The following is a 26,032-nucleotide window of genomic DNA, read 5'->3' as shown; positions in this document are numbered from 1 at the left end:
GCGAAATGAACGGGTAACCGGCCCACCTCGCCCCGCGTGCTTCCCCATTGCACCAAACGGCAGCACGATACGGCCGCCGTTTCAGTTTCCTGTTGCCGAACATGAAACCTTTGCCGGGATTCTGTGCAAGTGGAATTTACTTCCACAACACGGAATTCACACAGCAAGATGAGGCGCTTTGCGCCTTACCGGCAATCGAGCTGGGCTTCGAACCAGTTCTGCAGCGACGCCGGCAGTGGCGGCCAGGCGCGTTGAAAGCCGGAGAGCTTCCTTGCGTTGGTCCGGTAAATTCCGCGCAATTCCTTTTCGATCGCAGGGAGATCGACGCCGGTGCAGCGGCCTTCGCTGACGATCATCCGGCCATCCACCACCACATCGCGCAACAGCGACGCATTGCCGCGCGCGAACAGGAGATCGATGGGGTCGACAGGCATGATCTGGTCCCGGTCGAGCCGGTCCAGATCGATGGTGACGAAATCGGCCGGCGCGCCGGCTACCAGCGCGCCGGTGCCGGGCGAGCCCGTTGCCTTGCGGCCATTGGCGATGGCGAGGCCGAGGAATTCGGAAGCAGTCCAGGTCCGCCGGAAGCCGAGACCGCCGTGCATCATCTGCACCAGCCGCATCTCGCGCAACACGTCGTCGTCCTCGTCGAGCGCCAGCCCATCGACGCCGACCGCGATGGCGCAGCCGCATTTGTGCGCGGCGGCGATCGGCGCGAGGCCGGAGCGCAGATGGAGATTGGAGGAGAAATTGGTGACGATGCGCGCGCCGGAAGCCGCGATCATCTCGATTTCATCGGGGCGGGCATGGATGCAATGCGCCAGCGTCAGCCGCTCCGACAGGAAGCCGATGTCGCGAAGGTAGCGGACAATGCCTTGCGGGAAATGCTGGTCCGCCCAGGCGCGCTGATAGATGGTCTCCAACAGATGCATATGGATACGGCGTCCGGTCTGCGCAGAGTTTTCCGCGACCGCCTCCAGCAGCGGTTTTGAGCACCACTGCACGCCGGCCGGGCCAAGCTGCACATCGACCTTGGGCCCTGCGATGGCCGCGGCAATCGCATCCGTGAGCTCGATATAGGCGCTGGGCGACATCGGCGCGCGGACGAACATTTGCTCGATCGTGCTGCGATCGTCGTTGGAGAGGCCGGAGAGAACCGGTTCCTCATCGCCATACACGACCGGATTCTGGTCGCGCACCGCAAGCGCGAACGCGATGCGGATGCCGACATCGGACGCCGCGCGCGCGATAGCGCTGGCCTCCTCCACCAGCGGCATCGTGCCGCTCGAGCGGGTGTAATGGATCATCATCGCCGCACAGCCGGCCCGCGCCGAACGCGCCAGCGCCGAGGCCGCGGTCAGGTAGGGGTCGACCGGCGTGCCGAGCGCCGAGCGGAGAATCCAGCTTTCCAGGGGCATACCGAGCGCGCCGAACGAGGACGCGGTTGGTCGGGCATGGTCGTGGGCATTGACGAAGGCGGGAAGCACGAGGGAGCGCGGGCTTGTGGCGGAAAGCGCTGTCTCGGAGATATCGGTGATGGTTCCGCCATCGTGCCGCAGCACGACGTTTTCGAGCAGGCCACGGTCGGGGCTGGAGAACAGGTTATGTGCCGGAACGTTCATATTCATGCCCCGCTTGTCCGTCATTGCGAGGAGCGAAGCGACGAAGCAATCCAGACCTTCTTCTTGGCCATGGATTGCTTCGCAGCGCTCGCAATGACGAAAGGCGTCAATTCGCTGTGTAGACCAGTTCCCGTTCCGCACGCGGCGGCAAAAACTCGCGCGAGAAAATCTCCGACGGCGCGGGCGCGCGGGCGAGCTGGTAGCCTTCGACGATGATGCCGATGGCGCGGGCCATGCGGTCGTCCTTGACGTCGCCGACGCCGATCTCCTTCATCTCCGGCGAGACGATGAGCTTGTCGAAGGAATATTGCAGCCGGCGTTTCTCGACGTCGGCATTGATCAGGTTGTCATAGTTCAGCGCGGCTTTCATCCCGGCATTCTGATCCTTGGCAATCGCAATCATGCCCTTGTTGACGGCGCGGACGAGACCGGCGACGGCCTTCGGATTGGACGCCAAGAGCTTGCGCGAGACCATCACGCCGTTGGAATAGAGATCGAGCCCGTAGTCGCCGAACTGGAACCATTTGTAGTCCTTGTCGGGATCCTGGCGGTTCAGCACCAGGTTGAAATAGCTTGTGATGTTGAACACCAGGGCGGCATCGATATCGCCCTTGATCAGCATCGGCTCCTGCAGGTTCGGCGCCATGTTGGAAATCTTGATCTTCTCGCCCTCGAGCTTGTTCTTCTGGGCGAACACCGGCAGCAGCCGCGTCGTCGGGGTGCCCTGCGCGCCGCCGAGCGTATGGCCCTCGAAATCCTTGATGGTGTTGATGCCGCTGGTCTTCTTGGTGACGATCGCGAATGGCGGCTGATTCCAGATCATGTAGACCATCACAGGCGCGTCCTGCGGCTTGGTCGCGGCGTTCTGGATGATGGCGTTGACGTCGCCGAAGCCGGCGTCATAGGCGCCGGACATGATGCGCGTCACCGTGGCACCCGAGCCCTCGCCCTGGTCGATCACGACGTTGAGGCCTTCCGCTTTGAAGTAGCCGTGGTCCTTGGCATAGAAGAATGCGGCGTCGGACCCTTGCGTCTTCCAGCCGAGGGTGAACTTGATCGTCGTTTCCTGGGCGTTGGCGACGCCGGCGAACAAGGCAATTCCCAACAGCGCGGCGCTTACTCTGGCTAACATCGTTATCTCCTCGATAAGGGTTGGATGGCGGTTGGCGGAAACTTGCTTCATGTCGCGATCACGTCGTTCTTGCGGGTGGCCCAGCCGGTGACGCGTCCCTCGATCGCCGAGAAGATGACGTAGAGCGCTACGCCGAGGCCGGCGAGCACAAACAGGCCGGCGAACACCAGCGGCACGTTGAAATTCGAGGACGCTGTCATCATGACGTTGCCGATGCCGCGGTTCGAGGCGACGGTCTCCGACAGCACCGCGCCGACAAAGGCGTAAGAGATCGCGACCTTCAGCGAGGCAAAGAAGAACGGCATGGTGCGGGGCAGCCCGACGTTCCAGAGAACGTCGAGCTTGCTGGCGCCGAGCGCCTTCAGCACGTCCTCGAGTTCGGGTTCGGTGGTCGCCAGGCCCGTCGCGATGTTGACCACGATCGGGAAGAAGCAGATCGATAGCGCGGTCAGCACCGCCGGCACCGAGCCGGAGCCGAACCACAGCACGAAGATCGGCACCACAGCGACTTTTGGAATCGAGGAAAATCCAACGAGGAGCGGATAGGCCGTATCGTAAGCCGTCTTTGAAACGCCGATGACAGCGCCCAGCACGACGCCGAGGCCGACGCCAAGCACGAAGCCGATCATCGTGGTTGCCAGCGTCTGCAGGATGTGCGGCCAGAGGATCGGGAATTTCTCAAACAGCGTGACGAACACCTGCGACGGGCGCGGCAACACCAGATCAGACATCCCGGTCATCAGGCAGAACAATTCCCAGGCGACGAAGAACAGCACGATCAATGCCGCCGACCAGGCTTTCTGGCGATAATCGAGATCGGGCATGTCAGGCCGCTCCCTGTGCTGCCGAGGCGTCTTTGGATGCTGTTCGGGCATCCTCGATGAACGCGCGCAGTTTCTGATTGAGCGCGACGAAATCCGGCTCGAAGGTCATCGCGACCGTGCGCGGCCTCTCGAAGGTGACGCGGCTGTCGTCGAGGATGCGGCCGGGGCGCGCGCTCATCACGCAGATGCGGCTACCGAGGAACGCCGCCTCGCGCAGATCGTGCGTCACCAAGAGCACGGTCGGCTTGTGGGCGATCCAGAGATCCTGAAGGATCGACCACAGCTCTTCCCGCGTGAACTGGTCCAGTGCGCCAAAGGGCTCGTCGAGCAAGAGCATGCGCGGCTCATGGATCAGCGCGCGGCACAGATTGGCGCGCTGAAGCATGCCGCCGGAGAGTTGCCAGGGGTAGCGGCTGCCGAATCCCTTGAGGCCGACCTGCTCCAGCAGCGCATTGGCCTTGTCGCGGAATTCGGTCTTGCGCAGTTTTCTGAATTGCGAACGGAACGGTTCGACGATCTTGAGCGGCAGCATGATGTTCCGCTCGATCGTCATCCACGGCAGCATGGTCGGGTTCTGAAACGCCATGCCGACGCGCAAGGCGCGCGCCGCGACTTCCCGCCCGCCGACGATGACGACGCCTGATGTCGGCTGCACTAGGCCGCTGACCAGCCGCAGGATGGTGGACTTGCCGCAGCCGGAGGGGCCGACGAGGGCGACGAACTCGCCGTCGGCGATCCGCAGCGTCGTCGTGGAAAGCGCCGGCACCGCGCGGGCGCCGCGGCCGAAGGTGACCGAGGCCTCGGACAGCTCGATGGCGATGGGTGCGGCAGAAGCCGGAACCGGCGAGTCGGAGAATTCCGAATGTGGTTGCATGCGCATCATGGCTGGAAGTGCATGCAAGCCGGATGCCAGCAAAACCTGCGTTGTAAATCAACGAGATCGCGACCAGCCGCCAAATTGGCCGAATCTCTTTTGTGCAATTAGGTCCGCAAACTGCATGCAATTGAGGCGCTCAATTGATGGACAATTGTGATAAGAGAGCGCCATCCGAAGCACGTCCCAGAGATTCGCCGATGGCGCCCCGCTCCGCCAGCAAGACCCCAGAATCGTCCGACAAGGTCGGCGTGATCTGCCGCGCGCTCCGCCGCGCCATCATCGAGCAGGCGCTGGAGCCCGGCGCGAAACTCCCTGAGGATTCGCTCGGCGAGCGGTTCGGCGTCAGCCGCACGATCGCCCGCCATGCGCTGGGACAACTGGCGGCGGAGGGTCTCGTCGAACTTCGGCGCAACCGGATTGCGGTGGTCGCGACGCCAAGCTGGCAGGAAGCGCGCGACGCCTTTGACATCCGGATCGAGCTCGAACGGCTGGTGGTGCGCCAGCTCGCCGGCAAACTAACCAAGAGCCAGGTCGCCGAACTGAACGCCCATGTCGACGCCGAGGACCACGCGCGCGACGGCACGGACGCGGTATCGATTCGCCTCGCGACGGAATTCCACATCCTGCTCGCCCACATGACGAACAGCCCGATCCTGGTTCGCTACGTCAGCGAGGTCGCCTATCGCTGCTGCCTGACGCTGTCGCTCTACAGCCGTCCGCACTCATCGGAATGCGCGATCAACGAGCATCGCGCGATCATCGCAGCGCTGGTCAAGGGCGACGAGAGCAAGGTGATGGGCCTGATGCACAGCCATCTGGATTCGGTGGCCAGCCGCGCGCTGGTAGCCCCTGCCCCGCAGCGCGGCCGCGATTTGCTGGATATTCTGGCGCCTTACGCGGATGAGGCGGATGGTGCCCGCGTGGTGAAAATGCCGAAGGTGGTCAGGGCAAGGTAGACGACGTGTCCCGGACGCGGCGCAGCGTGAAACGCTGCTCCGCAGAGCCGGGACCCACGGCATCGGCGGGTGGACCCCGGATCAGCAGCGCAGCACGCCGCAAGTGCGGCGTGCTGCGCAGCATCCGGGGAAGGACGTCACGCCTCGATCCCCATCTGCACTAGAATCCGCTCGGCGCTATCGTTCCAGACATCCATCTTCACGATCTGGCCGCTCCTGACGACGAAGCGATCGACGTAGCGGTTGCCTTCGAACGGCGTGCCGTCGAGCCACTCGCCGTAGAGCGTGCCGATGCTGTAAACGGCGGTCTCGTCCGCGCCCGGACAGACGTCGAAGCGGTCCATCTTCTTCTTGACCCAGCGATAGCGCCGCGCGTTGAAGCCGGTCGGCCCACGTGGATGATCGAACTCGCGGCCGCCGGTGAAAGTGATGACCGTGCCGGGCTTCATATAGGCGGCGGCCGCCTCGGGATCCGGGATCATCGACGCCGTGAGGTAGGCCTCGACCACTTCGGCGTCTGACATTCCCTTGGGTTCGGCTTTGGCGGCAACGGACATGGCGGTCTCTCCTGCTCGCGCGAATACTACAATCGGGACACAGAACTGCATGCACATATTTTGAACAATTCAGCCTCAAAACTGCACACAATCTGGAGCTGCCCGGCAGCCGCCGTTCCGCTAGGTTCGGTCTCATGACTGCGAAACCCGCCTTCGACCTGATCTTCCGCAACGCCAGAACCCGGTCCTCAGCCATCCCGGTCGATATCGGCGTCGCCGGCGGGCGTATCGTCGCCATCGAACCGCGGCTTGCCTGCGAAGCGGCCGAGATCGATGTCGGCGGCAAATTGGCCCTGCCCGGCTTCGTCGATACGCACATCCACCTCGACAAGGCCTGCCTGCTCGGCCGCTGCGGACACGATCACGGCAGCGTCAACGAAGCCATCGCCGCGGTCGCGGCGATGAAACGCGATTTCACCGTGGAAGACGTCTATGCCCGCGGCGCTCGGGTGATCGAGCGCGCCATCGTTCACGGCACCACCCGCATGCGCACCCATGTGGAAATCGATCCGCGCATCGGCTTGCGCGGCTTCGAAGCGGTCAAGGCGCTGAAGCACGACTATGCCTGGGCGATCGATCTCTCGATCTGCGTGTTTCCGCAGGAAGGCCTGACCAACGATCCCGGCGCCGAGAAACTCCTGGTCGCCGCGCTGCGCGACGGCGGCGAAGCGATCGGCGGCTGCCCCTATATGGACACCGACCCGAATGCGCATCTCGAAAAAATCTTCGACCTGGCGCAGGAGTTCGATGTCGATATCGATTTGCACCTCGACTTCGATCTCGATCCGTCGTGGTGGCATCTCGAAGAGGTCTGCCGGCAGACCGAACGGCGCAACTACCAGGGCCGCGTCGCGATCGGTCATGCCACGAAACTGTCCGCGCTGCCGCCAGACCGGCTGAAGGCAGCCGCAGTGCGGCTGGCCAAATCAGGCGTCGCCGTGACCGTGCTGCCCGCGACCGATCTCTATCTGATGGGCCGCGACGCCACGCATAATGCGCCGCGCGGGCTGACAGTGGCGCACAAGCTCGTCGAGAACGGCGTCGTGTGTTCGGTCGCGACCAACAATGTGCTCAATCCCTTCACCCCGTTCGGCGATGCCTCGCTGCTGCGGATGGCGAATTTCTACGCCAATGTCGCGCATGCCGGGATCAGCGAGTTCGATGCCTGCCTCGATCTCGTCACCGAGCTGCCGGCGCGGCTGATGAACCTGCGGGACTATGGTATCGCGCCGGGTAACCCGGCCGATCTGGTCATCCTCGACACCGACAGCGGGACCAACGCAATTGCGGAACTGCCCGACATGCTGATGGGATTCAAGAACGGGCGGCAGGTGTTCGAGCGGCGGAAGCCGACGCTGTTTCCGCCGCAAGCATAGCCGGTCCGCTACCTCGTCATGCCCGGGTCACCCGACCGACGAAGGAGCCAATGCTTCGCGGCACGGGGCAAACCATGCAGGCCATGCTCTGCCCTTATGCGCTGCCCTGCAATTGACGGCCCCGCCAATCCATTGTTGTTATCGGCCAACCACAACAACAAGCCCGGGGCAGGAAATCATGAAAAAAGCCACCACCGTAAGAAGCGTCGAAACGCTCGCCTGCGACGCCGGCTGGCGCAACTACCACTTCGTCAAGATCATGACCGAGGACGGTATCGTCGGCTGGAGCGAATATGACGAGGGCTTTGGCGCACCCGGCGTGACCGCGGCGATCGAGCGTCTCGGGGCGCGCGTGGTCGGCAAGAACGCCTTCCAGCACGAGCGGATCCATGCGGAACTGTTTGCCGCGACGCGGCCGGCCGCGGGCGGCGTGGTAGCGCTGGCACTTGGCGCCATCGAGAACGCGCTGCTCGACGTCAAGGCCAAGTCGCTGGGTGTGCCCTGCTACGAGCTGCTCGGCGGCAAGATCCGCGACCGCATCCGGGTCTACTGGTCGCATTGCGCGACCTGGCGCATCAACCATCCCGACTGGTTCAAGCCGGCGATCACCAGCCTCGATGGCGTCAAATCGATCGGCAACGAGGTCCGCGAGAAGGGCTTTACGGCGATGAAGACCAACATCTTCGTCTACACCGACGGCAAGCCGCAGGGCTGGCGGCCCGGCTTCGGCTCGCCATTCGAGCCGGAGATCAATGTTGACCGCAAGGTGCTGCGCAATCTCTGCATACACCTCGAGGCGATCCGCGACGGCGCCGGGCCTGACGTCGACCTGCTGCTCGACCTCAACTTCAACGCCAAGACGGAAGGGTATCTGAAGATCCTGCGCGCCATCAAGGACATGGACTTGTTCTGGGTCGAGATCGACACCTTCAATCCGCAGGCGCTCGGCTACATCCGCCGCCAGAGCCCGCACCCGGTCTCATCCTGCGAGACACTATTAGGCTTGCGCGAATTCCTGCCCTACTTCAACGAACAGGCGATGGATGTGGCGATCATCGACACGCCGTGGAACGGGGTGTGGCAATCGATGAAGATCGCCGCCGCCGCCGAGCATTTCGAGGTCAACGTCGCCCCGCATAATTTCTACGGCCACCTCTGCACCATGCAGAACGCGCATTTCTCGGCCGCCGTGCCAAATTTGCGCATCATGGAAACCGATATCGACCGCCTGGCATGGGACCACGAGCTGTTCACGCATGTGCCCGAGATCGTCGACGGCCATCTCATCATGCCGGATCGCCCCGGCTGGGGCACCGAACCCAACGAGGAAGGCCTGCGCGCCCACCCGCCGAAGAGCAAGGGCGGGCTGTTGAATTACGGGCAGAAGAAGTAGCGGCCGATACGTAGGATGGGTGGAGCGAAGCGATACCCATCAATCGCCGCGCAAGACGCTGATGGGTATCGCTTCGCTCCACCCATCCTACATAGTCGCCATCACTTATCGCCCGGCGCGCTCGCAAACGCGCTCTCGATCACGTCGCCGATCGGCTGCCAGGAATTGCCGTCGAACTGCACCAACCGCATCTGCTCGATCGGGTGGAAGTCGGCCGGGCCGGTGTTGATCGCAATTCCCGGAAGCGCGACCGGACTGTGGTAATTCCTGAGCGACACCGCCTGCCGCATGATGTTCTCGCGCGACAGGTCGTCGCCGCACTGGGTCAACACCTGGACCAGGGTGGCCGCCGCCGCATAGCCGAAGATGGCGTAGCTATCCGCCTTGTCGCCGTCGGGATAATATTTGTCCATGAACGCTAGCCAGTCCTTGATGGCAGGGTCTTCCTTCCAGGCGGTGTCGCCGGCGTCCTTCAGGAACGAGGTCGAGATCACGCCGACGGAATTCTGAAGCCCCGCCGGTCTCAGCGCGTTCGCGATCGAAGCCGCCGCATTGACCAGCAACAACTGTGGATGCCAACCCAGTTCGGCCGCCCTGCGGATCGCACGCGCCGAGATCGGCGGCGCGCAATTGAGCACAAGCACTTCAGCACCGGAGTTCTTGAGGATGTCAACCTGGGTATCGATCGACATATCAGCCTCAATAGCGATATCGGCCACGATCATGTTGGCGGTGAGGCCGAGGCCCTCCTGCAATCCCCGGAACAGATCGCGACCAAACTGGTCGTTCTGCCACAGCACGGCTATCTTCCTGCTCGGATAGGCAGCCTGGATGTAATTAGCATAAATCCGCCCCTCGGCCCGGAACGTCGGCTGCCAGCCCATCGTCCATGGAAATCGCTTCGGATGCGCCCACTCCTCGTCGCCGGAGGCGACAAAGAGCTGTGGGATATTCCTCTCATTGAGAAAGGTTCGCGTCGCCAGATTGCTCGGCGTGCCGAACGATCCGAACATCAGGTGCACGCGCTCCTGCTCGACCAGTTCACGGGTGTGCTCGACCGCCGTTCTCGGATTGGAGCTGTCGTCGCGCGAGATGAATTTGATCTTGCGCCCGTTGATGCCGCCGCGCTCGTTGACCATGTCGAAATAGGCGGCTTCAGCCCTGCCGATCGAAGCGAACGCGGCCAATGGCCCGGTATAGGGCATGATGTTGCCGATGCGGATTTCGGTGTCTGTCACACCGGCAGCGCGGGTTGGCGGGGCGAGCCAAATCGATGCCAGCAACAATGCAGTGAAGAAGGCTGGTGACAGCCATTTTATTCTTGTTTTCATCAACGCGGCCCTCGAACCCGAGCTGTTCAGAGCTCGTGACGCCACCCAGCGATGACAATGATAGCGCGGGAGTTCAGGTTGTTAAAATGAAATGTTGGCGGCGCGGCATTGCCAGGCCACATGGATCGCCAATCTTCATAAAATGAGACGTTGCGGTTCAGGCGTGTTTGATGTCCGATATACCCTCAGCAGCGGCACGAATTCGAACATCGCTGGATATCCGATTTGCATCTAAGCAGTGTGTGGCAAGGAGGTCGAGGCATGAGGATAACGATCGTAGCTTTGGGAACGGCCCTGGTCCTGTGTAGCCTGGGCACGTTTGGTACCGTAGCGCATGCGCAGACGGCCCAAGTCGTTCGTGAACCACGAGCAAGGCCCATCATCAGGGTGCCCATCGTAACGCCAACTCCCTATTGGGATTACAATATTGTTCCACGATATCGTTATCGCCCTGAGGACGACCGGGTCGATCCATGCGGCGGGCCCGTGGTGCCGGTGATACGCGAAGGGCCTCAAGAGGCAACGGTTCCGTTGTGGCTGGCGAACGAATTGGGTCTTGGCCGCATACATGGTCGAGATTGGCCGTGTAGAGGCCGCAACCGGTAATGCACCGATTGAGCAGCAACGTAGCCCGTAGGATGGGTGGAGCGCAGCGATACCCATCAATGACAGCGCACAAAGTTGATGGGTATCGCTTCGCTCCACCCATCCTACATATCAGCGCAGCGAAATATCCAGCCAGCCCAACGCATTGACCGTGACGCGGTCGCCAGATTCGACGAGCACGGTCGTGGTCTCGGCTTCGATGATTGCAGGGCCCGTCAAAGTGTGCCCGGGCCGCAGCTCGTCGAGCGCATAGACCGGGACTTCGCGCCAGCCGCCGAAGAAGGCTTGCCGCCGGTTGCGTGGCGCACAGGTGCTGGATGTCGCGGCCTCCCGCGCGGTCTCGTCCTGCCGCGCGACTTCGCCGACGGCGGCGACGCGGGCGTTTACGAAGACGACTTCCTGGCCGCGCGAGGCGTAGGTGTACAATTCCTCGTGCCTGACGTGAAAGCGGTCCTCGATCTGGTCCACCAGATCAGGCGCGTTCCAGTCGAGGCCATCCAGCGAGACGTCGATTTCAAAAATCTGTTCGCCGTAGCGCATCTCGGCGGAGCGCTCGATCGAAATCTTTCCGTTGAACCATGAGCGAAGCCGGCCGGCCGCCTGCTGCTCCAGTCCGGCAAAGAGTTCGCCCACTTCATCAGCGGTGATGCGGGCGGCCGCGCCGTAATGCGTGCGGCTGACCTCGTAGCGGAGATCGCTGGTCAGCATGCCCCAGGCCGATAGCACCGAGGCCACCGTCGGCACGATGATGCGCTTGATCTCGAGTTCGCGCGCCACTTCCGCGGCGTGCAGGCCTGCCGCGCCGCCGAAACTCAACAGCGCAAATTTGCGCGGATCGACGCCGCGACGCAGCGTCATCAGGCGGATGCCATCGGCCATGTTGAGATTGATCATGCGGTAGATGCCGGCGGCGGCCTCCAGGCGCGACAGTTCCATCGACTTCGCAACGCGGTCGACTGCGGCTTCCGACGCCGCGCGGTCGAGCGGCCGCTTGCCGCCCATGAAGGCTGCGGCATCGAGATAGCCGAGCACGACATTGGCGTCGGTGACGGTCGCGGCCAAGCCGCCATTGCCGTAGCAAGCCGGGCCCGGCACCGAGCCCGCGCTTTCCGGCCCCACCCGCAGCGTGCGGCTGGCATCGACGCTGGCGATCGAGCCGCCGCCGGCGGCGATGCTCGCAATGTCGAGGCTGCGCAGCGCGATGCGTTGGCCAGCCAGCATGCCGTCGGCGGAGAGCGACGCCTGCCCCCCTGTTATCAGCGAGATGTCGGTAGAGGTGCCGCCCATGTCGAACGGCACCAGGTCGGGAATGCCGACCAGATCAGAACAGCGCCGCCCGCCGGACATGCCGCCCGCGGGGCCCGACAGCACCGTGCCCGCGGCAAGCCGCGAGGCTTCCTCGACGGGGGCCATGCCGCCATGCGACAGCACGACAAACAGACTGCCCTTGAAGCCGGCCTCGCCGAGCCGAGCTTCGAGGTTGGTCAGATAGCGCCGCACGATCGGCTCGACATAGGCGTTCACGATCGTGGTCGAGACGCGTTCATATTCCTTGATCTGCGGCAGCACGTCGCTGGAGCGCGAGATGCTGATATCCGGCAGCGCCTGCGTCAGCCGCTCGACGGCGGCGAGTTCATGAACAGGATTGAGATAGGAATGCAGGAAGCACACCGCGACCGATGTCGCGCCTGATTGCCTGACCCCGGCAATCGCGTCGTCGAGCGATTTCGCATCCGGCGGAATCAGCACCTGGCCGTTCGCCTTGAGCCGCTCCCTGACGCCAAAGCGCCGTTCGCGCGGCACCAGCGGCTCCGGCGGCGGCGAGCGCAGGTCGTACCGATCGGGCTTGAGACCCTCGCGCATCTCGATGACGTCGCGGTGGCTCTCGGTCGTGAGCAGGGCGACTTTTGCGCCTTTGCGCTCCAGCAGCGCATTGGTGGCAACCGTGGTGCCGTGAACCAGCCGGTCGGTCGCGGCCAGCATTTCCGCGCGTGTGACGTGCAGCCGCCGCGCCAGTTCTTCCAGGCCCGCCATCACGCCGATGGATTGATCCGCCGGGGTCGATGGCGATTTTGCAAATATCGTCTGCCCGCTCTCATCGGTGGCCACGAGATCGGTGTAGGTCCCGCCGACGTCAACGCCTATCCTGAACATCATGAGGACGCCTGCTTCGCCGCGACGTCCGTCAGGCCCTGCTCGCGGTCGCGTTGGCGCGCCTTCGCCGATCGCTTGTCAGGCGGCCCCCAACCGCCGCCGCCGGAGGAACGGATCTCGAGGCAATCGCCGGGACGCAGCTCGATGCCGACTTCCTTGGTGCGCAGCACGCGCGGCTCGCAGCCTTCGGACAGCAGGCGATAGTGATGCGGCTTGCCGTCCTCGCCGCCGAGCATGCCGCAGGGACCGTGGCGCGCGCCGTCACCCGCGGTGTTGCCTTTCGCGATCTTCTCGGTTTCCAGCACCAGATCGAGCGACACGCCGAGGCCGCCTCGAAACTGGCCGTCGCCGCCGGAGCCGGAGCGGAATTCGTGGCGGCGGAAATGCAGGGGAAAGCGCACCTCGGCGACCTCCAGGCTGCCGAACTTCAGCCCGCCGACCGAATGCCACTCGCCGATCGACGACCAGCCGTCGCCGCCCGACGACGCGCCGCCGCCCGGCCGCGCCTGGAACAAATGCCAGATGAAATTCTTTCCCGTGCGCGGGTCCTCGCCCTGGATCGCGATCCGGAATCGGCGGCTCCAGCCGGCCATCGCACGCTCCGGGCACGACGCCGACAGCGCCTTCACGATGGCTTCGACGATTTCATTCGAGGGATGGCTGGTGCACAAGGTCACCGGCCGGCCCGGATCGGCCCACACCACCGTGCCCTGTTTTGCAACTACCTTCAGCGGCCGCAGCGCGCCGGTGTTCTTGGGAATTTCAGCGTCGATCAGGTAGGCAAACGCCATCGCAACCGCGGCTTGCATGTTGGCGTGCGACGAGTTCACAAAACTGGTGGATTGCGGATCGGAGTCGGACAGATCGACCTCGACGTCGCTGCCTTTCTTGGTGACCTTGGCGGCGATGCGGATGTCGGTGCGGCCGTGGCCGTCATCGTCGAGAAACGCCTCGCCGTGGAAGACGCCGTCCTTCCAGGTCGAAACGACAGCGCGGGTCTGCTGCTCGGTCGCGTCGAGGATCGCTTCGACCGCCGCCTCGACGACAGGCGCGCCGAACTCGGCAAACAGCCGCGACAGCCGCCGCTCGCCGAGATGCGCTGCGCCGAGCATGGCGGCGAGATCGCCGCGAAATTCCCTGGGGTTACGAATGTTCAGCGCCAGCAGATCGAGCAGATCGCCACGCAGCTTGCCGGCCTCATAGAGTTTTATTGGCGGGACGCGCAGACCTTCCTGATAGATCTCGGTGGCGGCGGGATTATAGGCGCCATGGGTGGCGCCGCCGATATCGCTCTGGTGCGCGCGCACGATGGTCCAGAGCAGCCGCTTGTCGCCGGCGAAGACCGGCACGAAGGCGGTCAAGTCAGGCAGATGGCTGCCGCCATGATAGGGATCGTTGAGCAGGATGACGTCGCCCCGTTGCACGTCCTTGAACCGCTCCTCGACCGCAAGCGTCGCCCATGGCAGCGCGCCAACGTGAACCGGAAGGTGATCGGCCTGCGCGATCAGGCGTCCGCCGGTGTCGCAGATCGCCAGCGAAAAATCGCGGCTGGAATTGAGGATTTGCGAATAGGAGGTGCGAAGCATGGCTTCGCCCATCTCTTTCACGATCGAACTGAGGCGGTGCTGGACGACGGAGCGCGTGATGGGATCGATCTTGGCGGACATTCGGTGCCGTTGTTATCGTTGGTTCGTAGGATGGGTGGAGCGGAGCGATACCCATCACTATCACGTGCCGCAAATGATGGGTATCGCTTACGCTCCACCCATCCTACGCAGCGTCGTCACGGCGTGCGTGCGACTTCGTCGAGCGCGCCCGACGCCGCATCGATGATCGCATGTATATCGGCATCCGTCATCGGGGTCGACAATGCCATCAAGCCATTGCCCGCGGCCAGCACGCCGCGATTGAGAAATGCGCGGGTAAACACCGCCTGTCGCCGCGCCTCCTGCTCGCTCAGATAGGCCGAGCGATAGTCGCGGATCGGGCGGTCGGCGAAATGAATCTTGAGCAGCGAGCCGAGGCCCACCGTACCGCCGGGTACGCCGTGGCGCTTGAATGCGGCGTCGATGCCGGAGCGCACCGCCTCGCCCATCGCGTCGAGCCGCGCAAAGGCCGCGTCGTCGAGCAGCTCCATCGCGGCGATCCCGGCGCGCATCGTCATCGGATTGGCGGAGAACGTGCCGCCATGCGGCAGCGCCGGCTTGCCCGGGCGCGGATCGAACACCGCCATGACATACCGGTGGCCGCCGATCGCACCGACCGGAAAGCCGCCGCCGATGATCTTGCCGAGCGTAGTCAGATCTGGATCGATATTCCAGATGCCCTGCGCGCCGCGATAGCCGAGGCGAAAGGTGATGACCTCGTCGAAGATCAGGAGCGCGCCGACCTCGCGCGTGACTTTTCGAAGTGCCTCCAGATAAGCGTGATCCGCCGGTGCGAGACCGGCACGGTTCGGCATGGGATCGACCAGCACGCAGGCGAGCCCCTCGCCGTGCTCGCGGATCAGGCTGACGGCGGCTTCAGTGTCGTTGAAGGGAATGGTGACGACGTCGGCCAGTACATTGTCGGGCGTGCCCTTCGCGTAGGCAACCGAAACCGGCGCGTTGCGGCCCCAGGCCTCCGGTGTCGGATCGAGGCTCACCTCGGCGTAGTCATAAGAACCGTGATAGGCGCCCTCGCATTTGGCGATCCTGGGGCGGCCGGTATGCGCACGCGCCGCTTTCAGCGCCATCATCACGGCTTCCGTGCCGGAGTTCGCAAACCTGACCTGTTCGACCGAGGGCAATCGCGAAACGAGCAGTTCGGCAAGCTCGACCTCGGATTCCGTTGGCAAGCCGAACGCCGACCCCAGCGCCAGTTGCGCGGTGGCCGCTCTTATCAATGCGGGATGAGCGTGGCCGTGGATCTGCGAGGTAAAATTGTTGATGCAGTCGATATAGTCGTTGCCGTCGAGATCCCAGACCCGGCAGCCCTCGCCGCGCGCGGCGTAGATCGGATAGGGCTTCATGAACACGGTGGTGCGGGTGTTGCCGCCGGGCAGGCTCGCCAGCGCGCGGTCGTACATCTTTTGCGAGGACGAGTTCGGATCCGGGTACATGCGTGGTTCCGTCCAATGGTCAGGTATGCATCAAAAACACAATCGTCCCGACGATCAAGGTCGCGGCCATGAATAGCAGCACTGCAGGAAGGCCGAAGATCGTCGCCACCACGCCCGTCGTCGATTGCATCAGCGCCGCGCCAAGGAAGAACGCGAGATTGATTGCCGACAGCGCCTTGCCGGCATTCTGCGCGTCTATGAGCTGCCGCGTCATGCCGTAAAGCAATGGCTGCGTCGATATGGCGATGCCGATCAGGGCGAACAGCGCGCCGTCGATCTGGGCCGGCATGGCCTTCACACTGAGCAGTTCGGACAGCGGATAATGCGGTGCGCCGGCCGCCATCAGGGCGAGCAGCAGCGCGGCAAAGCAATGCGTGGCAGCCAGCACTTCGCGGCGGTGGCCGATGCTGCGATCGAGAATCCCCATCAGGACGGGGCCAGCGATCAAGGCGAGCGTGAACAGGCCGAGCATATTGCCCGCCTCGATGCGGCCGAGCGCCTTGATCTCCATCAGCCATGGGCCGCCCCACAATCCCCGCAGCACCAGCGAGGCCGCGAGCGACACCAGCGCCAGCGCGATCAGGCCGCGAAGCTGATACGAGAGACCGATGCGCAGCACCTCGGCCATTTGTGAGAGCGGCGAAGATCGGTCCGCATGCGCAGCCGGCTGTTTCGGGACCAGCAGGAACACCGCAATCGCCACCACAGCGCCGAAGCCTGCGGAGATCCAGAATCCCGCGCGCCATCCCCAGAGTTCGACGACAAAAGCCAGCGGGCTTGCCGACAACAGCATGCCGATATTGCCGATCGACAGGATGATGCCCGACCACAGGCCAAAGCGCGCCGCCGACATCTGCTTGGCGGCCAGCGTCATCGGGCACATCAGCATGCCCGAGGTGGCGACGCCGAGCAGGAACTGCCCGAACAGAAAGCCCTCCGGCCCGGTCGCGAGCCCGGACGCCAGCGCGCCGACGATGGTTCCGGCAAGGAGGCTCAGGGAAACCGGGCGCACGCCGAAGCGATCCATCGCGGCGCCGACCGGAATCTGCGAGGCGGCGAAGGCGAAATGATAGATCGAGGTGAGGCTCGCCAGCGTCTGCGGGGCCGTAGCGAAGTCAGCCGCCATCACATCGAGGCTGATCGCCGGAATAGTGCGCAAGAGCGTCGACAGCATGTGGCCGCAGGCCAGCGCCAGCAGCGCGAAAATCAGGGCGCGGATGTTAATATCCGCGCCATCGGCCTTGCCGTCCATGAGCCGTCTCGCCCCAAAACTGTTTGGGGCGAGGTATCATCAATAGGGTGGGAATGCGAATCCGCCTGTCGCGCCGTTCAGTTCCGGTGGAACACCAGCGTCCGCAGCTCGATGCTTTCGCGCGGGGCAGCATCAACCGGCGTGGTCGGATCGATGAACGCGGTATGCGGCCCGAACCGCGTGCGGCCGTCGGTTGCGGAATCGTAGCACTTCAGCAGCAGCGCCTCGTCGGTCCGCATTTCCGGAATGTAGTACCAGCGATGGTTCGGATTGTATTTTACGGAATAGGTCTCGCCGCTGCGGTTCGGATAGATCAGGTCGGAGGCGACGAGATCGCCCGCCTCGACAGTTTGACCGTCGCACATCGCAAGCGGAGTATCGCGCAGCGGACCGCGGATCGGCCGCCAGACGTTGATGACCTGCACGCGTCCCTTCAGAAGTTTGTCCGCCTCATCGGGCAGATGCTCGCGAACGCGATTGGCGCCCGAACTGTCGGTCTGGTCGACATGGACGCGCGTTGCGGGCTGGCGCGGACCGGCGCCCCTGATATCGGCGGCACCCTCCACGCGCTTGCGCACGGTGTGGTCGAAGATGAAGACGCGGTCAGCTTTGAGCGTCGCTTTCAGGAAGGCTTCCACGGCGGGATAGTAGACGCTTCTGACTTCCTTATCGTCGTAGAAATTCTTGACGATGGTGGGATGGCGGACCAGCGCAAAACCTTCGCGGTCCAAAGAGAGGTTGCCGGCGATCAGGCGCGCGTCGAAGATCGGGACGTTGTGCGGTTCGGGCAGCGCGGTCGATTTGGGTTCGCCCGGCGGCGGATCGAAGGCGTAGGTGCGGGGTTTTCCCGGTGTCGGCGCGAGATAGTTCAGCTCGGCCGTCACGAAGGGAAGCGATTCGAGTTTTGCTTGCTGCAGGCCCATGGTGGTCTCCCGGACTCCATTGTTTGTTCTGTTTGATCTTGGTCTGCCTGCCGGTCGCAACAAGCCCGCGGTGAAAATAGCAACGATGCCATTCCCGGCGGCGGCAAACGGGAAAAATCCTTTCGAAGACGCGTTCCGAACCGGATGGTATTTCTGGTGATCACGTGGTCGTCATCGGCCGCGAGCGGCGCGTTACAATCCCTCCCCTGCCGATCCCGTCCGCGGCGACGCCGTCGCCAATCGGCGCGATGCGTGAAGCGCGAAGCTGCCCTCACCTGCAGGCTGCTTGATCATGCCGGCCCGCGGAACCATGATGGCATGATCGGCCGATCATCGGCATCGGCCTGACCAGCGGCATCAAAGACCGCGATCGGGAGAACAACATGCAAGTCACGATGAAAGATCGCGTCGCCGTCGTCACCGGCGGCAGCAAGGGGATTGGGCTCGCCGTCGCGCGGCAATTCGCCGTCTCCGGCGCCAAGGTCGCGATGCTGGCGCGCGGCGCGCAAGACCTGAAGGCCGCGCGGGAGCTGCTCGTCAAGGACGGCCTCGAGGTTCGCGATTATGTCTGCGACGTCTCGAAGGCTTCGGACATTTCGAAGGCGCACGACAAGATCACCGCCGATCTCGGCCCTGTCGACATCCTCGTCAACAACGCGGGCACCGCGCGGACGATGACCTTCGAGAACATCTCCGACGAAGCCTGGCAGGAAGACCTCGATCTCAAACTGTTTGCCGCGATCCGTTTCAGCCGGCTGGTCTGGCCGGGCATGAAGGCGCGCAAATGGGGCCGCATCATCAACGTGCTCAATACCTACGCCAAGGCGCCGGCCGCCTCGTCGGCGCCCACCTCGGTATCGCGGGCGGCCGGCATGGCGCTGACCAAGGTGATGGCGAGCGAAGGCGGCGAGCACAACATCCTGGTCAATGCCATGCTGGTCGGCCTGATCATGAGCGATCAATGGGTGAAGCGGCACGCGGCGCAGGCGCCGGAGATGGACTTCGAGGTATTTGCGAAAAACCTCGCCAAGGGCACCCCGCTGGGGCGCATCGGCACGGCGGAGGAATTCGCCAACCTGGCCTGCTTCCTCGCTTCCGAGCAGGGATCGTTCATCACTGGCACCGCCATCAATGTCGATGGCGGCCGTTCGCCGGTGGTTTAAGCCGATATCGCTTTTGCCAATCCGTCTCTCGTGTCCCGGACGCGGTGCAGCGCTTCTCCGCAGAGCCGGGACCCTTCGGCATGTGGACCCCGGATCAGCAGCGCACCACGCCGCTAACGCGGCCCGCTGCGCAGCATCCGGGGAAAGCGCCCAGCCGCCAAACAAAAAGGCCCCCGTCGCCGGGGGCCTTTTCGCTCTTCTTAAACCGCGTCCTTGGCGGCCTTGACCGGGCGGGCCCGGACGATCTTGCGGGCCGGCTTGGCCTTGAACATCATTTCCTCGCCCGTGAAGGGGTTGGTGCCCTTCCGAGCCTTGGTCGCGGGCTTCTTGACCACGACGAACTTCGCGAAGCCGGGGACGAGGAACACCCCGTTCTTCTTGAGCTCCTTGTGGCCAACGTCAACGAGCGTGTCCATCACGTTCTTGACTTCCTTCTTCGAAACTTCGGTGGTGGTCGCGATCTTTTCGATCAGCTGCGACTTAGACATTTGGGTAGCCATGGTTGCTCCATTGATTCTGGCACAGGCGACGATATGGCGGAAACCGCCTAAAAAACAGGGTTTCCGACATTCTGCACAGCTATCTCGCTAGTCGAGTTGAACTGATTCGTCCAATTTTGGCTGGTTTTTAGGCCTCCGAAGCCGCCGAACCCTGTTTTTAAGGGCTTTGAGACACCTCATCCGGCGCTTTTCCTGGCAAACCCGCCCTTCAGGAGCCAGCTTCGCTGGTCTCGATTCGCAACAGCGGGGCAAGGGAGAAGTGCTACGGCGGCGCCGGCATCACGCCATCTCCCTCGCATCTCTGCGGCGGTAGACCAGCAGCATCAGCGGCGCGAGCTTGCGCAGCATGCCGTGCGCTACGATCGGCACCGGCTCGGTGAACGGCAGCGCCAGTTCGTTTTCCGGCACGCCGCGGACGGCCTTTGCCAGTTCACTGCCAAGCGGGATCGTCAGCGCGACTGCGCGGCCGTTGCAGCCGGTCCAGCCATAGGCATTGGGACCGAGCTTGTGAATGCGCGGCAGGAAGTCCGTGGTCATGCCGACATAGCCGTTCCAGATATAATCGAACGAGACCTCGCCGATCTGCGGCCACAGCCGCTGCAGGCGTTCGGTGACGCGCGCCTTGATCCGTTCGACCTTGTTGCCGGGGCCGATCACCGCGCCACCGGTGACGAGCCGGCTTCGGGCGTCATAGCGCGCGAAATAGAGCTCGCTATGGGTATCCGACATCGCCTGCCGGCCGGCAATGATGGTCTTGCGGACGTTGTCGGACAAGGGCTGCGTCGCCATCTGCCAGGACAGCACCGGCATCACCTCGCGCGCGATGTCAGGCACCAGCGACTTTGAAAATTCGCCGCTATAGGCGTTGGTCGCTACCACCAACGCGCGGCCGGAGATCTCACCCTTCGCGGTCTTCACCACCCAGCGATCGTTGCGGCGCTCGAAGCTTTCGGCCGGGGAGCGCGCGTAGATGCGTGCGCCAAGCCCAAGCACGGCGCGCGCGAGACCGCGGGCCAGCGCCAGCGGGTTGATGTGGCCGCCGGTCTTGTTCCAGAAGCCGCCGAACCATGCATCGGAGCCGAGCATGTTCCGCGTCTGCTCGCGCGAGAGCAGCTCAACGGGCGCGCCGAACTTCGACCACTGCCGCACCCGCCGTTCGGCAATCTTGATGCGACCCGGCGAATGCACCGGCTGAACCCAGCCGGCCTGCTCCCCTTCGGCATCGATGTTGTAGCGCCTTGTCACGTCGAAGAGATAAGAAGCACTGTCGCGCAGCATGCCGACAAAACGTTCTCCCGCCTCGCCGTGTTTGGCGACAATGTCCTCCGGATCGGGCCGCGACAGCGTCGGGATCACCTGGCCGTTGTTGCGCCCCGAGGCGCCCCAGCCCGGCTCCGCCGCCTCGACGATCGCGACATCTACGCCCGCCTCGCGCAGATGCAGCGCGGTGGAAAGGCCAGTGAAGCCGCCGCCGATCACGATCACGTCCACCTCTTGTGTGCCGGTCAATTCAGGCAATTCAGGCCCCGATGGCGTCACGGCCGCCCACAGCGAAGAAGGCCAGCGGACGTTGCTCGTATTCATCGGCATCCTTTCTTGCAGGCAACTGATCGTTCTGCTTAGTTTAGCCCGCTAACGAAGCCCAAGGAAACAAGAAGTGGCACTCAAAAACGTCATCGGAATCGATCACGCCGTGGTCATGGTGAAGGACCTCGACAAATCAGCCGAAAACTACAAACGGCTCGGCTTTTCGGTGTCGCCGCGCGGCACCCACAGCGCCCATATGGGATCGGGCAACTACACCATCATGTTCGACCCTGACTATATGGAATTGCTCGGCGTGCTGACGCCGACAGAACATAATGCTCCGGCGCGGGCGTTTCTTGAAACGAGCGGCGAAGGGATCGAGCGCATTGCCTTCACGGCGGTGGACTCGGCTGAAGGCGCCGAGGAAATTCGCGCGCGCGGTTATACGCCGGTTGGACCCACCGACTTCGAGCGGCCGGTGACGATGCCGGATGGCAGCATGTCTGCCGCGAAGTTTCGGACCTTCCAATGGCCAACGGCGGAAGCGCCCGGCGGCGTGCGCATCTTTGCCTGCCAGCACAAGACGCGCGAGACGGTGTGGATTCCTGAACTGATGAAGCATGCCAATGGCGCCAAGCGCCTGAAGCAGGTGCTGATCGTAACCCCGGAGCCGGCAGACGACGCCGCGCAACTCGCGAGCATGATCGATCGTGAGGCAAGGGTCGAACCGGACGGTGTCATTGCGGTTCCCTCGGGCGGCGACCGCGCCGATTTCGTATTCCTGACAAAGACCCAGCTCGGTACCCGCTACCCTGACGTCCCGCTGGCGGGACTGCCCGAGCGTGGCGGCGCGGGGCTTGTGATCGCGGCCGATGTCGCTGCGGCGGAGAAAGCGCTGGGTGCTGTCGGCGTGAAAAGCGCTGACGGGGTTGTGGTGCCGCCGGCTGCAGGCAACGGCACGATGCTGGCGTTCGTGAAGGGCTAGGAATGGTGCGTGTCCCGGACGCGATGCAGCGTGAAACGCTGCTTCGCAGAGCCGGGACCCAGCTGCGGCATGGACCCCGGCTCTGCAGCGCACCGCTGACGCGCTGCGCAGCGTCCGGGGAATGCGACAGCCTGCTACTCCGCCGGTGCTGCCGCCGGCACTTGCGAACTGTAACTCGCGCTCGGGCTGCTCTTCGCCAGCGCGAACAGTCCGGCCGCCATCACCACGTAGGCCAGCGCCACGCCCGGCGTGACGCCGATGCCGACGGCCTCGCCGTGCATGAAGCCGAAATAGGTCATGACGGCGCCGGCCAGCGCAAAGGCCGAAGCTTTGAGAAAATCGCGCTCGATCACGAACACGCCGATCGCGCCGAGCACGAGGCCGGCGAGGATCGAGCCGCCGCCCATCACTTCGAGGCCGCGATAGAGCACGCCCTGCTGCGGCAGCGACGCGATGGCTGCGGTCTTGACCGCGTCGACCTTGTCGGCGGCCAGACCGCCAACGCTCTGCGCGGCCGTGATCGTCGATCCCAGCATGGTGTCGATCTGCAGCTTCGCCCACGCCGCGAGATGCGGCGTCAATGCCAGCACGACCGCAGGCGCGTGCTTGACCGGCGTGGCCTGGAACGCCTGCGCGCCGATCAGCATGCCGATATAGAGCAGGATCGGCGAGATCGCGACCACAGGCACCAGCGCCAGCAATACCGAGATGATGCCGAACCACGACAGCAGCACCACCATGAGGCCGGTCGCCGCGGAATAGCCGATCCGCCCGCCCATCGCCTTCCAGCCGGGATGGCCGATGTAAACAGCGTTGATGAAGGGATTGCCCATCAGGCAGCCGATCAGGCTGACGACACCGTCCGCGGTCAGCACCCGCGTGGTCGGATATTCGTCGCCGGCCGCTTCCGCGCTTTCGACATTGTCCATGGCCTCGACGAGGTCGTAGATGCCGAACGGAATTGCCGTGACCAGAATGATGCCGAGGAATTCAAAGCCGGAGAAGACCTGGCCGAAGGCAGGTAACGGCACCGAGAAGCCGAAGTTCGCAAAGGCGTCGCCGACGCCCTTCAGGCTCAACCCACCAAGGCCGAGACCGAACAGGTTCGAACCCCAGGCGATGAGCATGCCGGCCGCGATGGCGACGAGGCCGGCCGGCATGCCTCTCCAATATTTCACGCCGCCGAACCAGCTCACCAGAATGATGGCAAAACAGACCAGCCCGATCTGCGGCGTCATGTACATCTCCAGCGCCGGGCGCATCGAGATGAAGGTGACGGAGACGCCGGCGAGCGTGCCGAGCAGCGCGGCGCGCGGGGTGATCTTTCGGATATAAGGCGCGATGAAGCCGCCGATCATCAGGATAAAGCTCTGGAAGAACACCCAGACGAGACCGGCCGACCAGCCCTTGACGGGGTCGCCGGTCTTGAGAGTGATCGGCAGCATGATCACGAAGGTGACGATGAACATGTGGGGCACGCTGACGCCCGACGGCAGCGCGCAGACGTCGTTGCGGCCGGTCTTCTGCGCCAGCCTGTAAGCGAGGTAGGCGTAGTAAAAGGTGGAGAGGCACATCATCAGGCCGAGCGCCGGCAGGATGCGGCCGAACACGATGCTATCAGGCATCTTCAGCACGAAGCGCAACAGGCCGGTCAGCACCAGCATGTTGACGAGAATGTTGGTGCCAAAACCGAACAACGCGTTCCAGTCGCCCGGCGTCCACAAGGCCGGCTTGAATCCTGAAGTACCTGCAGTCCCCGTCGTGCCCATGCTCATCGTAATCCCCCCGCTACTGCCGTTCTTGGAATCTCCGGTAAAAGTGCGTCCAGCACCGCGGCCGAGTCCGAGACCCAGCCGAAGATGCCGCCCTGGGCCTTGATCATCTTCAGGCCCATCTCGTGAAACTCGGGAAAGTAGGATGCGCAGCCATCTGCTAACACCACGCAGCGATAGCCGCGGTCATTGGCCTCGCGCACCGTGGTGTTGACGCAGACTTCGGTGGTGACGCCGCAGACCAGCAAATTCTCGATGCCATAGCGCTGCAGAACGTCACTAAGCTCTGTGGCGTAGAATGCACCCTTGCCGGGCTTGTCGATCACGATCTCGCTGTCGAGCGGATAGAGTTCGGGAATGATGTCGTGGCCGGCCTCGCCGCGAATGAGAATGCGCCCCATCGGCCCGGGATCGCCGATGCGCAAGGATGGCGCGCCGCGCTCGACCTTGGCCGGCGGCGCGTCCGACAGATCGGGCAAATGGCCCTCGCGGGTGTGAATGACCAACATGCCGGCCGCGCGCGCCGCATCCAGCACCGCGGTGATCGGCTTTACCGCCCGCGCAAGCTGGCTGACGTCATTGCCGAGCGTCTCGCCGAAGCCACCCGGCTCCATGAAATCGCGCTGCATGTCGATGATGAGAAGCCCGGTCGCCGCCCAGTCGAGCTCGATCGGCTCCGGCTCCGCTACGAGCTTTCTTGAGTTCGCCATGACGTATGCGCCCCGAACGAGAGAACTGTCCGGGGTAAGTCAAGCAAGGCGCATGCCATTGTGTACAATGGCATCATGCGACGGCTTCAAAAAAAATCAATTGTATTGTCAGACTGTTATTGCCCGACGCCGAACTCCGCGCGCCTTCATCAAACGCATCGCGGGCGGGCAGTTGCTCATTAGCTGTGCATGCCGCGATTCCGTTTGCCCGATCGAGGAACTGATGATCCGCCGCTTCCTGTTCGCACCTGTCCCAACAACTGGACCAGCCAGGCAAGCCCCGCATCCATCATCGCCACTTTTGGAAGAACGGCATTGATCGAGAAGCGCGGCAGCGACAGCGGCGCCTTGACCGGGAAGACATTGAAGCGCTCGCCATGGATCTCCACGAACCGTCGCGGCAGCGCGGAGACCATCTCGGTTTCGGCCAGCACCGACAGCGCGAAAATGAAATTCGGTACGGTCAGGGCAACACGCCGTGCCAAGCCTTTCTTGGCGAGTTCAGCGTCCACGAACCCGGAAGCGTCACCGGTATGCGAAACGACGAGATGCTCCATCTCGCAGTAGCGCTTGAGGGTCGGATTACGCTGGAACGAATGCTCCTTTCTAACGGCAATGACGAACTCTTCCTCATAGAGCGTCTGTTTATGGAAACGGACCGGAATATCGTCGAAGGGAATGATCGCGATATCCATCGTCCGGTCTTCGAGCTCCTTCAACGCGTCCTTCCACGCAAGGTTAATAGCCGTGAAGCCTTGCGTCGGTAGTAGCTGCCGGATACCCACGTCGACGCCCGGCGCCACCTCCCGCAACGTCTCCAACAGCGAAGGCAGGATGACCGACGAAATTCCATCCGGCGCGCCGATGATGAAGCGGCGCGTCGAGTGGCGCGGATCGAACGGCGTCGCCGACGAAACGACCCCGCGAATACGTGCAAGAATTTCCGCTACCGATGTCGCGAGCTGGAGGGCGTGCTCCGTCGGAACGACGCCTTTCGGGGTCTTGAGGAACAAGGGATCGCCGAGCAGCGTGCGCAGGCGGCCAAGGCCATGGCTGATGGCGGACGGCGAAAGATGCAGCCGCTCCGCCGACCGGCCGACATGCCGCTCTTGAAAGACGATCTCGAACAGCACGAGAAGGTTGAGATCAATCCGGGAAAGGTCAGTTTGGTTCAGCATAATGCTGAAATCATATCACTGGATTCATCATGATTGAAATGGGATTTGGGTAGCACCGCCGGTTAGTCGCCGGCCCAACCCGAATGGAAAGACA

At 63.5% G+C, this 26,032-nt stretch carries 21 protein-coding genes; 5 read left to right on the top strand and 16 right to left on the bottom strand.

What is annotated here, in order from left to right; translation table 11 throughout:
* Window positions 1-185: 185 nt before the first annotated feature.
* From V1279_RS07470 to V1279_RS07455, 4 genes are all read right to left on the bottom strand, one after another.
* Window positions 186-1,628 (bottom strand): amidohydrolase family protein, encoded by a 1,443-nt coding sequence (locus V1279_RS07470; protein ID WP_334433939.1) that lies wholly within the window; start codon window positions 1,626-1,628, stop codon window positions 186-188.
* Window positions 1,629-1,728: 100 nt separating this feature from the next.
* Entirely contained in the window at window positions 1,729-2,754 is a 1,026-nt protein-coding gene (locus V1279_RS07465; protein WP_334433937.1) for an ABC transporter substrate-binding protein, read from the bottom strand.
* Window positions 2,755-2,801: 47 nt separating this feature from the next.
* Window positions 2,802-3,578 carry an ABC transporter permease gene (locus V1279_RS07460; protein ID WP_334433935.1) on the bottom strand — a complete coding sequence of 259 codons (777 nt, stop codon included), beginning with the start codon at window positions 3,576-3,578 and terminating at the stop codon, window positions 2,802-2,804.
* A gap of 1 nt (window position 3,579) precedes the next feature.
* The gene (locus V1279_RS07455) at window positions 3,580-4,458 is read right to left on the bottom strand and encodes an ABC transporter ATP-binding protein (RefSeq protein ID WP_442894738.1); all 879 of its coding nucleotides are present in this window, start codon (window positions 4,456-4,458) and stop codon (window positions 3,580-3,582) included.
* Window positions 4,459-4,652: 194 nt separating this feature from the next.
* On the opposite strand from V1279_RS07455, the gene V1279_RS07450 reads away from it, so the two are divergent.
* Window positions 4,653-5,411, top strand: coding sequence for a GntR family transcriptional regulator (locus tag V1279_RS07450; protein ID WP_334433931.1), 759 nt, complete (start codon window positions 4,653-4,655; stop codon window positions 5,409-5,411).
* A 137-nt stretch (window positions 5,412-5,548) separates the two neighbouring features.
* On the opposite strand, the gene V1279_RS07445 is transcribed toward V1279_RS07450, so the two are convergent.
* The gene (locus V1279_RS07445; protein ID WP_334433929.1) at window positions 5,549-5,968 is read right to left on the bottom strand and encodes a nuclear transport factor 2 family protein; all 420 of its coding nucleotides are present in this window, start codon (window positions 5,966-5,968) and stop codon (window positions 5,549-5,551) included.
* Between the two features lie 134 nt (window positions 5,969-6,102).
* On the opposite strand from V1279_RS07445, the gene V1279_RS07440 reads away from it, so the two are divergent.
* Together V1279_RS07440 and V1279_RS07435 are read left to right on the top strand one after the other, a co-directional pair.
* Window positions 6,103-7,344 (top strand): amidohydrolase family protein, encoded by a 1,242-nt coding sequence (locus V1279_RS07440; RefSeq protein ID WP_334433927.1) that lies wholly within the window; start codon window positions 6,103-6,105, stop codon window positions 7,342-7,344.
* Between the two features lie 178 nt (window positions 7,345-7,522).
* A complete protein-coding gene (locus V1279_RS07435) occupies window positions 7,523-8,737 on the top strand; it encodes a mandelate racemase/muconate lactonizing enzyme family protein (protein ID WP_334433925.1) in 1,215 nt (404 codons plus the stop codon).
* A gap of 101 nt (window positions 8,738-8,838) precedes the next feature.
* Here V1279_RS07435 and V1279_RS07430 read toward each other — a convergent pair whose 3' ends face one another.
* The 6 genes from V1279_RS07430 to V1279_RS07405 all read right to left on the bottom strand — a co-directional run bounded on the left by V1279_RS07430 (window position 8,839) and on the right by V1279_RS07405 (window position 18,103).
* A complete protein-coding gene (locus V1279_RS07430) occupies window positions 8,839-10,068 on the bottom strand; it encodes an ABC transporter substrate-binding protein (protein WP_334433923.1) in 1,230 nt (409 codons plus the stop codon).
* Between the two features lie 717 nt (window positions 10,069-10,785).
* The gene (locus tag V1279_RS07425; RefSeq protein WP_334433921.1) at window positions 10,786-12,831 is read right to left on the bottom strand and encodes a hydantoinase/oxoprolinase family protein; all 2,046 of its coding nucleotides are present in this window, start codon (window positions 12,829-12,831) and stop codon (window positions 10,786-10,788) included.
* A complete protein-coding gene (locus V1279_RS07420) occupies window positions 12,828-14,495 on the bottom strand; it encodes a hydantoinase B/oxoprolinase family protein (RefSeq protein WP_334433919.1) in 1,668 nt (555 codons plus the stop codon). The genes V1279_RS07425 and V1279_RS07420 overlap by 4 nt, the downstream gene beginning before the upstream one ends.
* Window positions 14,496-14,611: 116 nt before the next feature.
* On the bottom strand, window positions 14,612-15,928 hold the full coding sequence (locus tag V1279_RS07415; RefSeq protein WP_334433916.1) for an aspartate aminotransferase family protein: 1,317 nt from the start codon (window positions 15,926-15,928) through the stop codon (window positions 14,612-14,614).
* A 19-nt stretch (window positions 15,929-15,947) separates the two neighbouring features.
* On the bottom strand, window positions 15,948-17,180 hold the full coding sequence (locus V1279_RS07410; protein WP_334433914.1) for an MFS transporter: 1,233 nt from the start codon (window positions 17,178-17,180) through the stop codon (window positions 15,948-15,950).
* A gap of 77 nt (window positions 17,181-17,257) precedes the next feature.
* Window positions 17,258-18,103 (bottom strand): CmcJ/NvfI family oxidoreductase, encoded by an 846-nt coding sequence (locus tag V1279_RS07405; RefSeq protein WP_334433912.1) that lies wholly within the window; start codon window positions 18,101-18,103, stop codon window positions 17,258-17,260.
* A gap of 383 nt (window positions 18,104-18,486) precedes the next feature.
* Between V1279_RS07405 and V1279_RS07400 the strand changes: the two genes are divergently transcribed.
* Window positions 18,487-19,266, top strand: coding sequence for an SDR family oxidoreductase (locus V1279_RS07400; RefSeq protein WP_334433910.1), 780 nt, complete (start codon window positions 18,487-18,489; stop codon window positions 19,264-19,266).
* A gap of 200 nt (window positions 19,267-19,466) precedes the next feature.
* Here the strand turns inward: V1279_RS07400 and V1279_RS07395 are convergent, their stop codons facing one another.
* Both V1279_RS07395 and V1279_RS07390 read right to left on the bottom strand, forming a co-directional pair.
* Window positions 19,467-19,766 carry an HU family DNA-binding protein gene (locus V1279_RS07395; RefSeq protein WP_057851696.1) on the bottom strand — a complete coding sequence of 100 codons (300 nt, stop codon included), beginning with the start codon at window positions 19,764-19,766 and terminating at the stop codon, window positions 19,467-19,469.
* A gap of 279 nt (window positions 19,767-20,045) precedes the next feature.
* A complete protein-coding gene (locus V1279_RS07390) occupies window positions 20,046-21,350 on the bottom strand; it encodes an NAD(P)/FAD-dependent oxidoreductase (RefSeq protein WP_334433908.1) in 1,305 nt (434 codons plus the stop codon).
* A 73-nt stretch (window positions 21,351-21,423) separates the two neighbouring features.
* Between V1279_RS07390 and V1279_RS07385 the strand changes: the two genes are divergently transcribed.
* Window positions 21,424-22,278: a VOC family protein gene (locus V1279_RS07385; RefSeq protein ID WP_334433906.1), complete on the top strand. Its 855-nt coding sequence runs from the start codon at window positions 21,424-21,426 to the stop codon at window positions 22,276-22,278.
* Window positions 22,279-22,412: 134 nt separating this feature from the next.
* Here V1279_RS07385 and V1279_RS07380 read toward each other — a convergent pair whose 3' ends face one another.
* From V1279_RS07380 to V1279_RS07370, 3 genes are all read right to left on the bottom strand, one after another.
* Window positions 22,413-24,047: a regulator gene (locus V1279_RS07380; RefSeq protein WP_334446253.1), complete on the bottom strand. Its 1,635-nt coding sequence runs from the start codon at window positions 24,045-24,047 to the stop codon at window positions 22,413-22,415.
* Window positions 24,048-24,049: 2 nt separating this feature from the next.
* A complete protein-coding gene (locus V1279_RS07375) occupies window positions 24,050-24,760 on the bottom strand; it encodes a cysteine hydrolase family protein (RefSeq protein ID WP_334433904.1) in 711 nt (236 codons plus the stop codon).
* Between the two features lie 179 nt (window positions 24,761-24,939).
* Window positions 24,940-25,938 (bottom strand): LysR family transcriptional regulator, encoded by a 999-nt coding sequence (locus V1279_RS07370; RefSeq protein ID WP_334433902.1) that lies wholly within the window; start codon window positions 25,936-25,938, stop codon window positions 24,940-24,942.
* Between the last annotated feature and the right edge of the window lie 94 nt (window positions 25,939-26,032).

Origin of the sequence: Bradyrhizobium sp. AZCC 1610 (assembly GCF_036924515.1) — a bacterium.
Taxonomy (GTDB): Bacteria; Pseudomonadota; Alphaproteobacteria; order Rhizobiales; family Xanthobacteraceae; genus Bradyrhizobium.
Note: the sequence above shows the minus strand (reverse complement) of the source record. Positions and strands in the feature narration are given on the sequence as shown.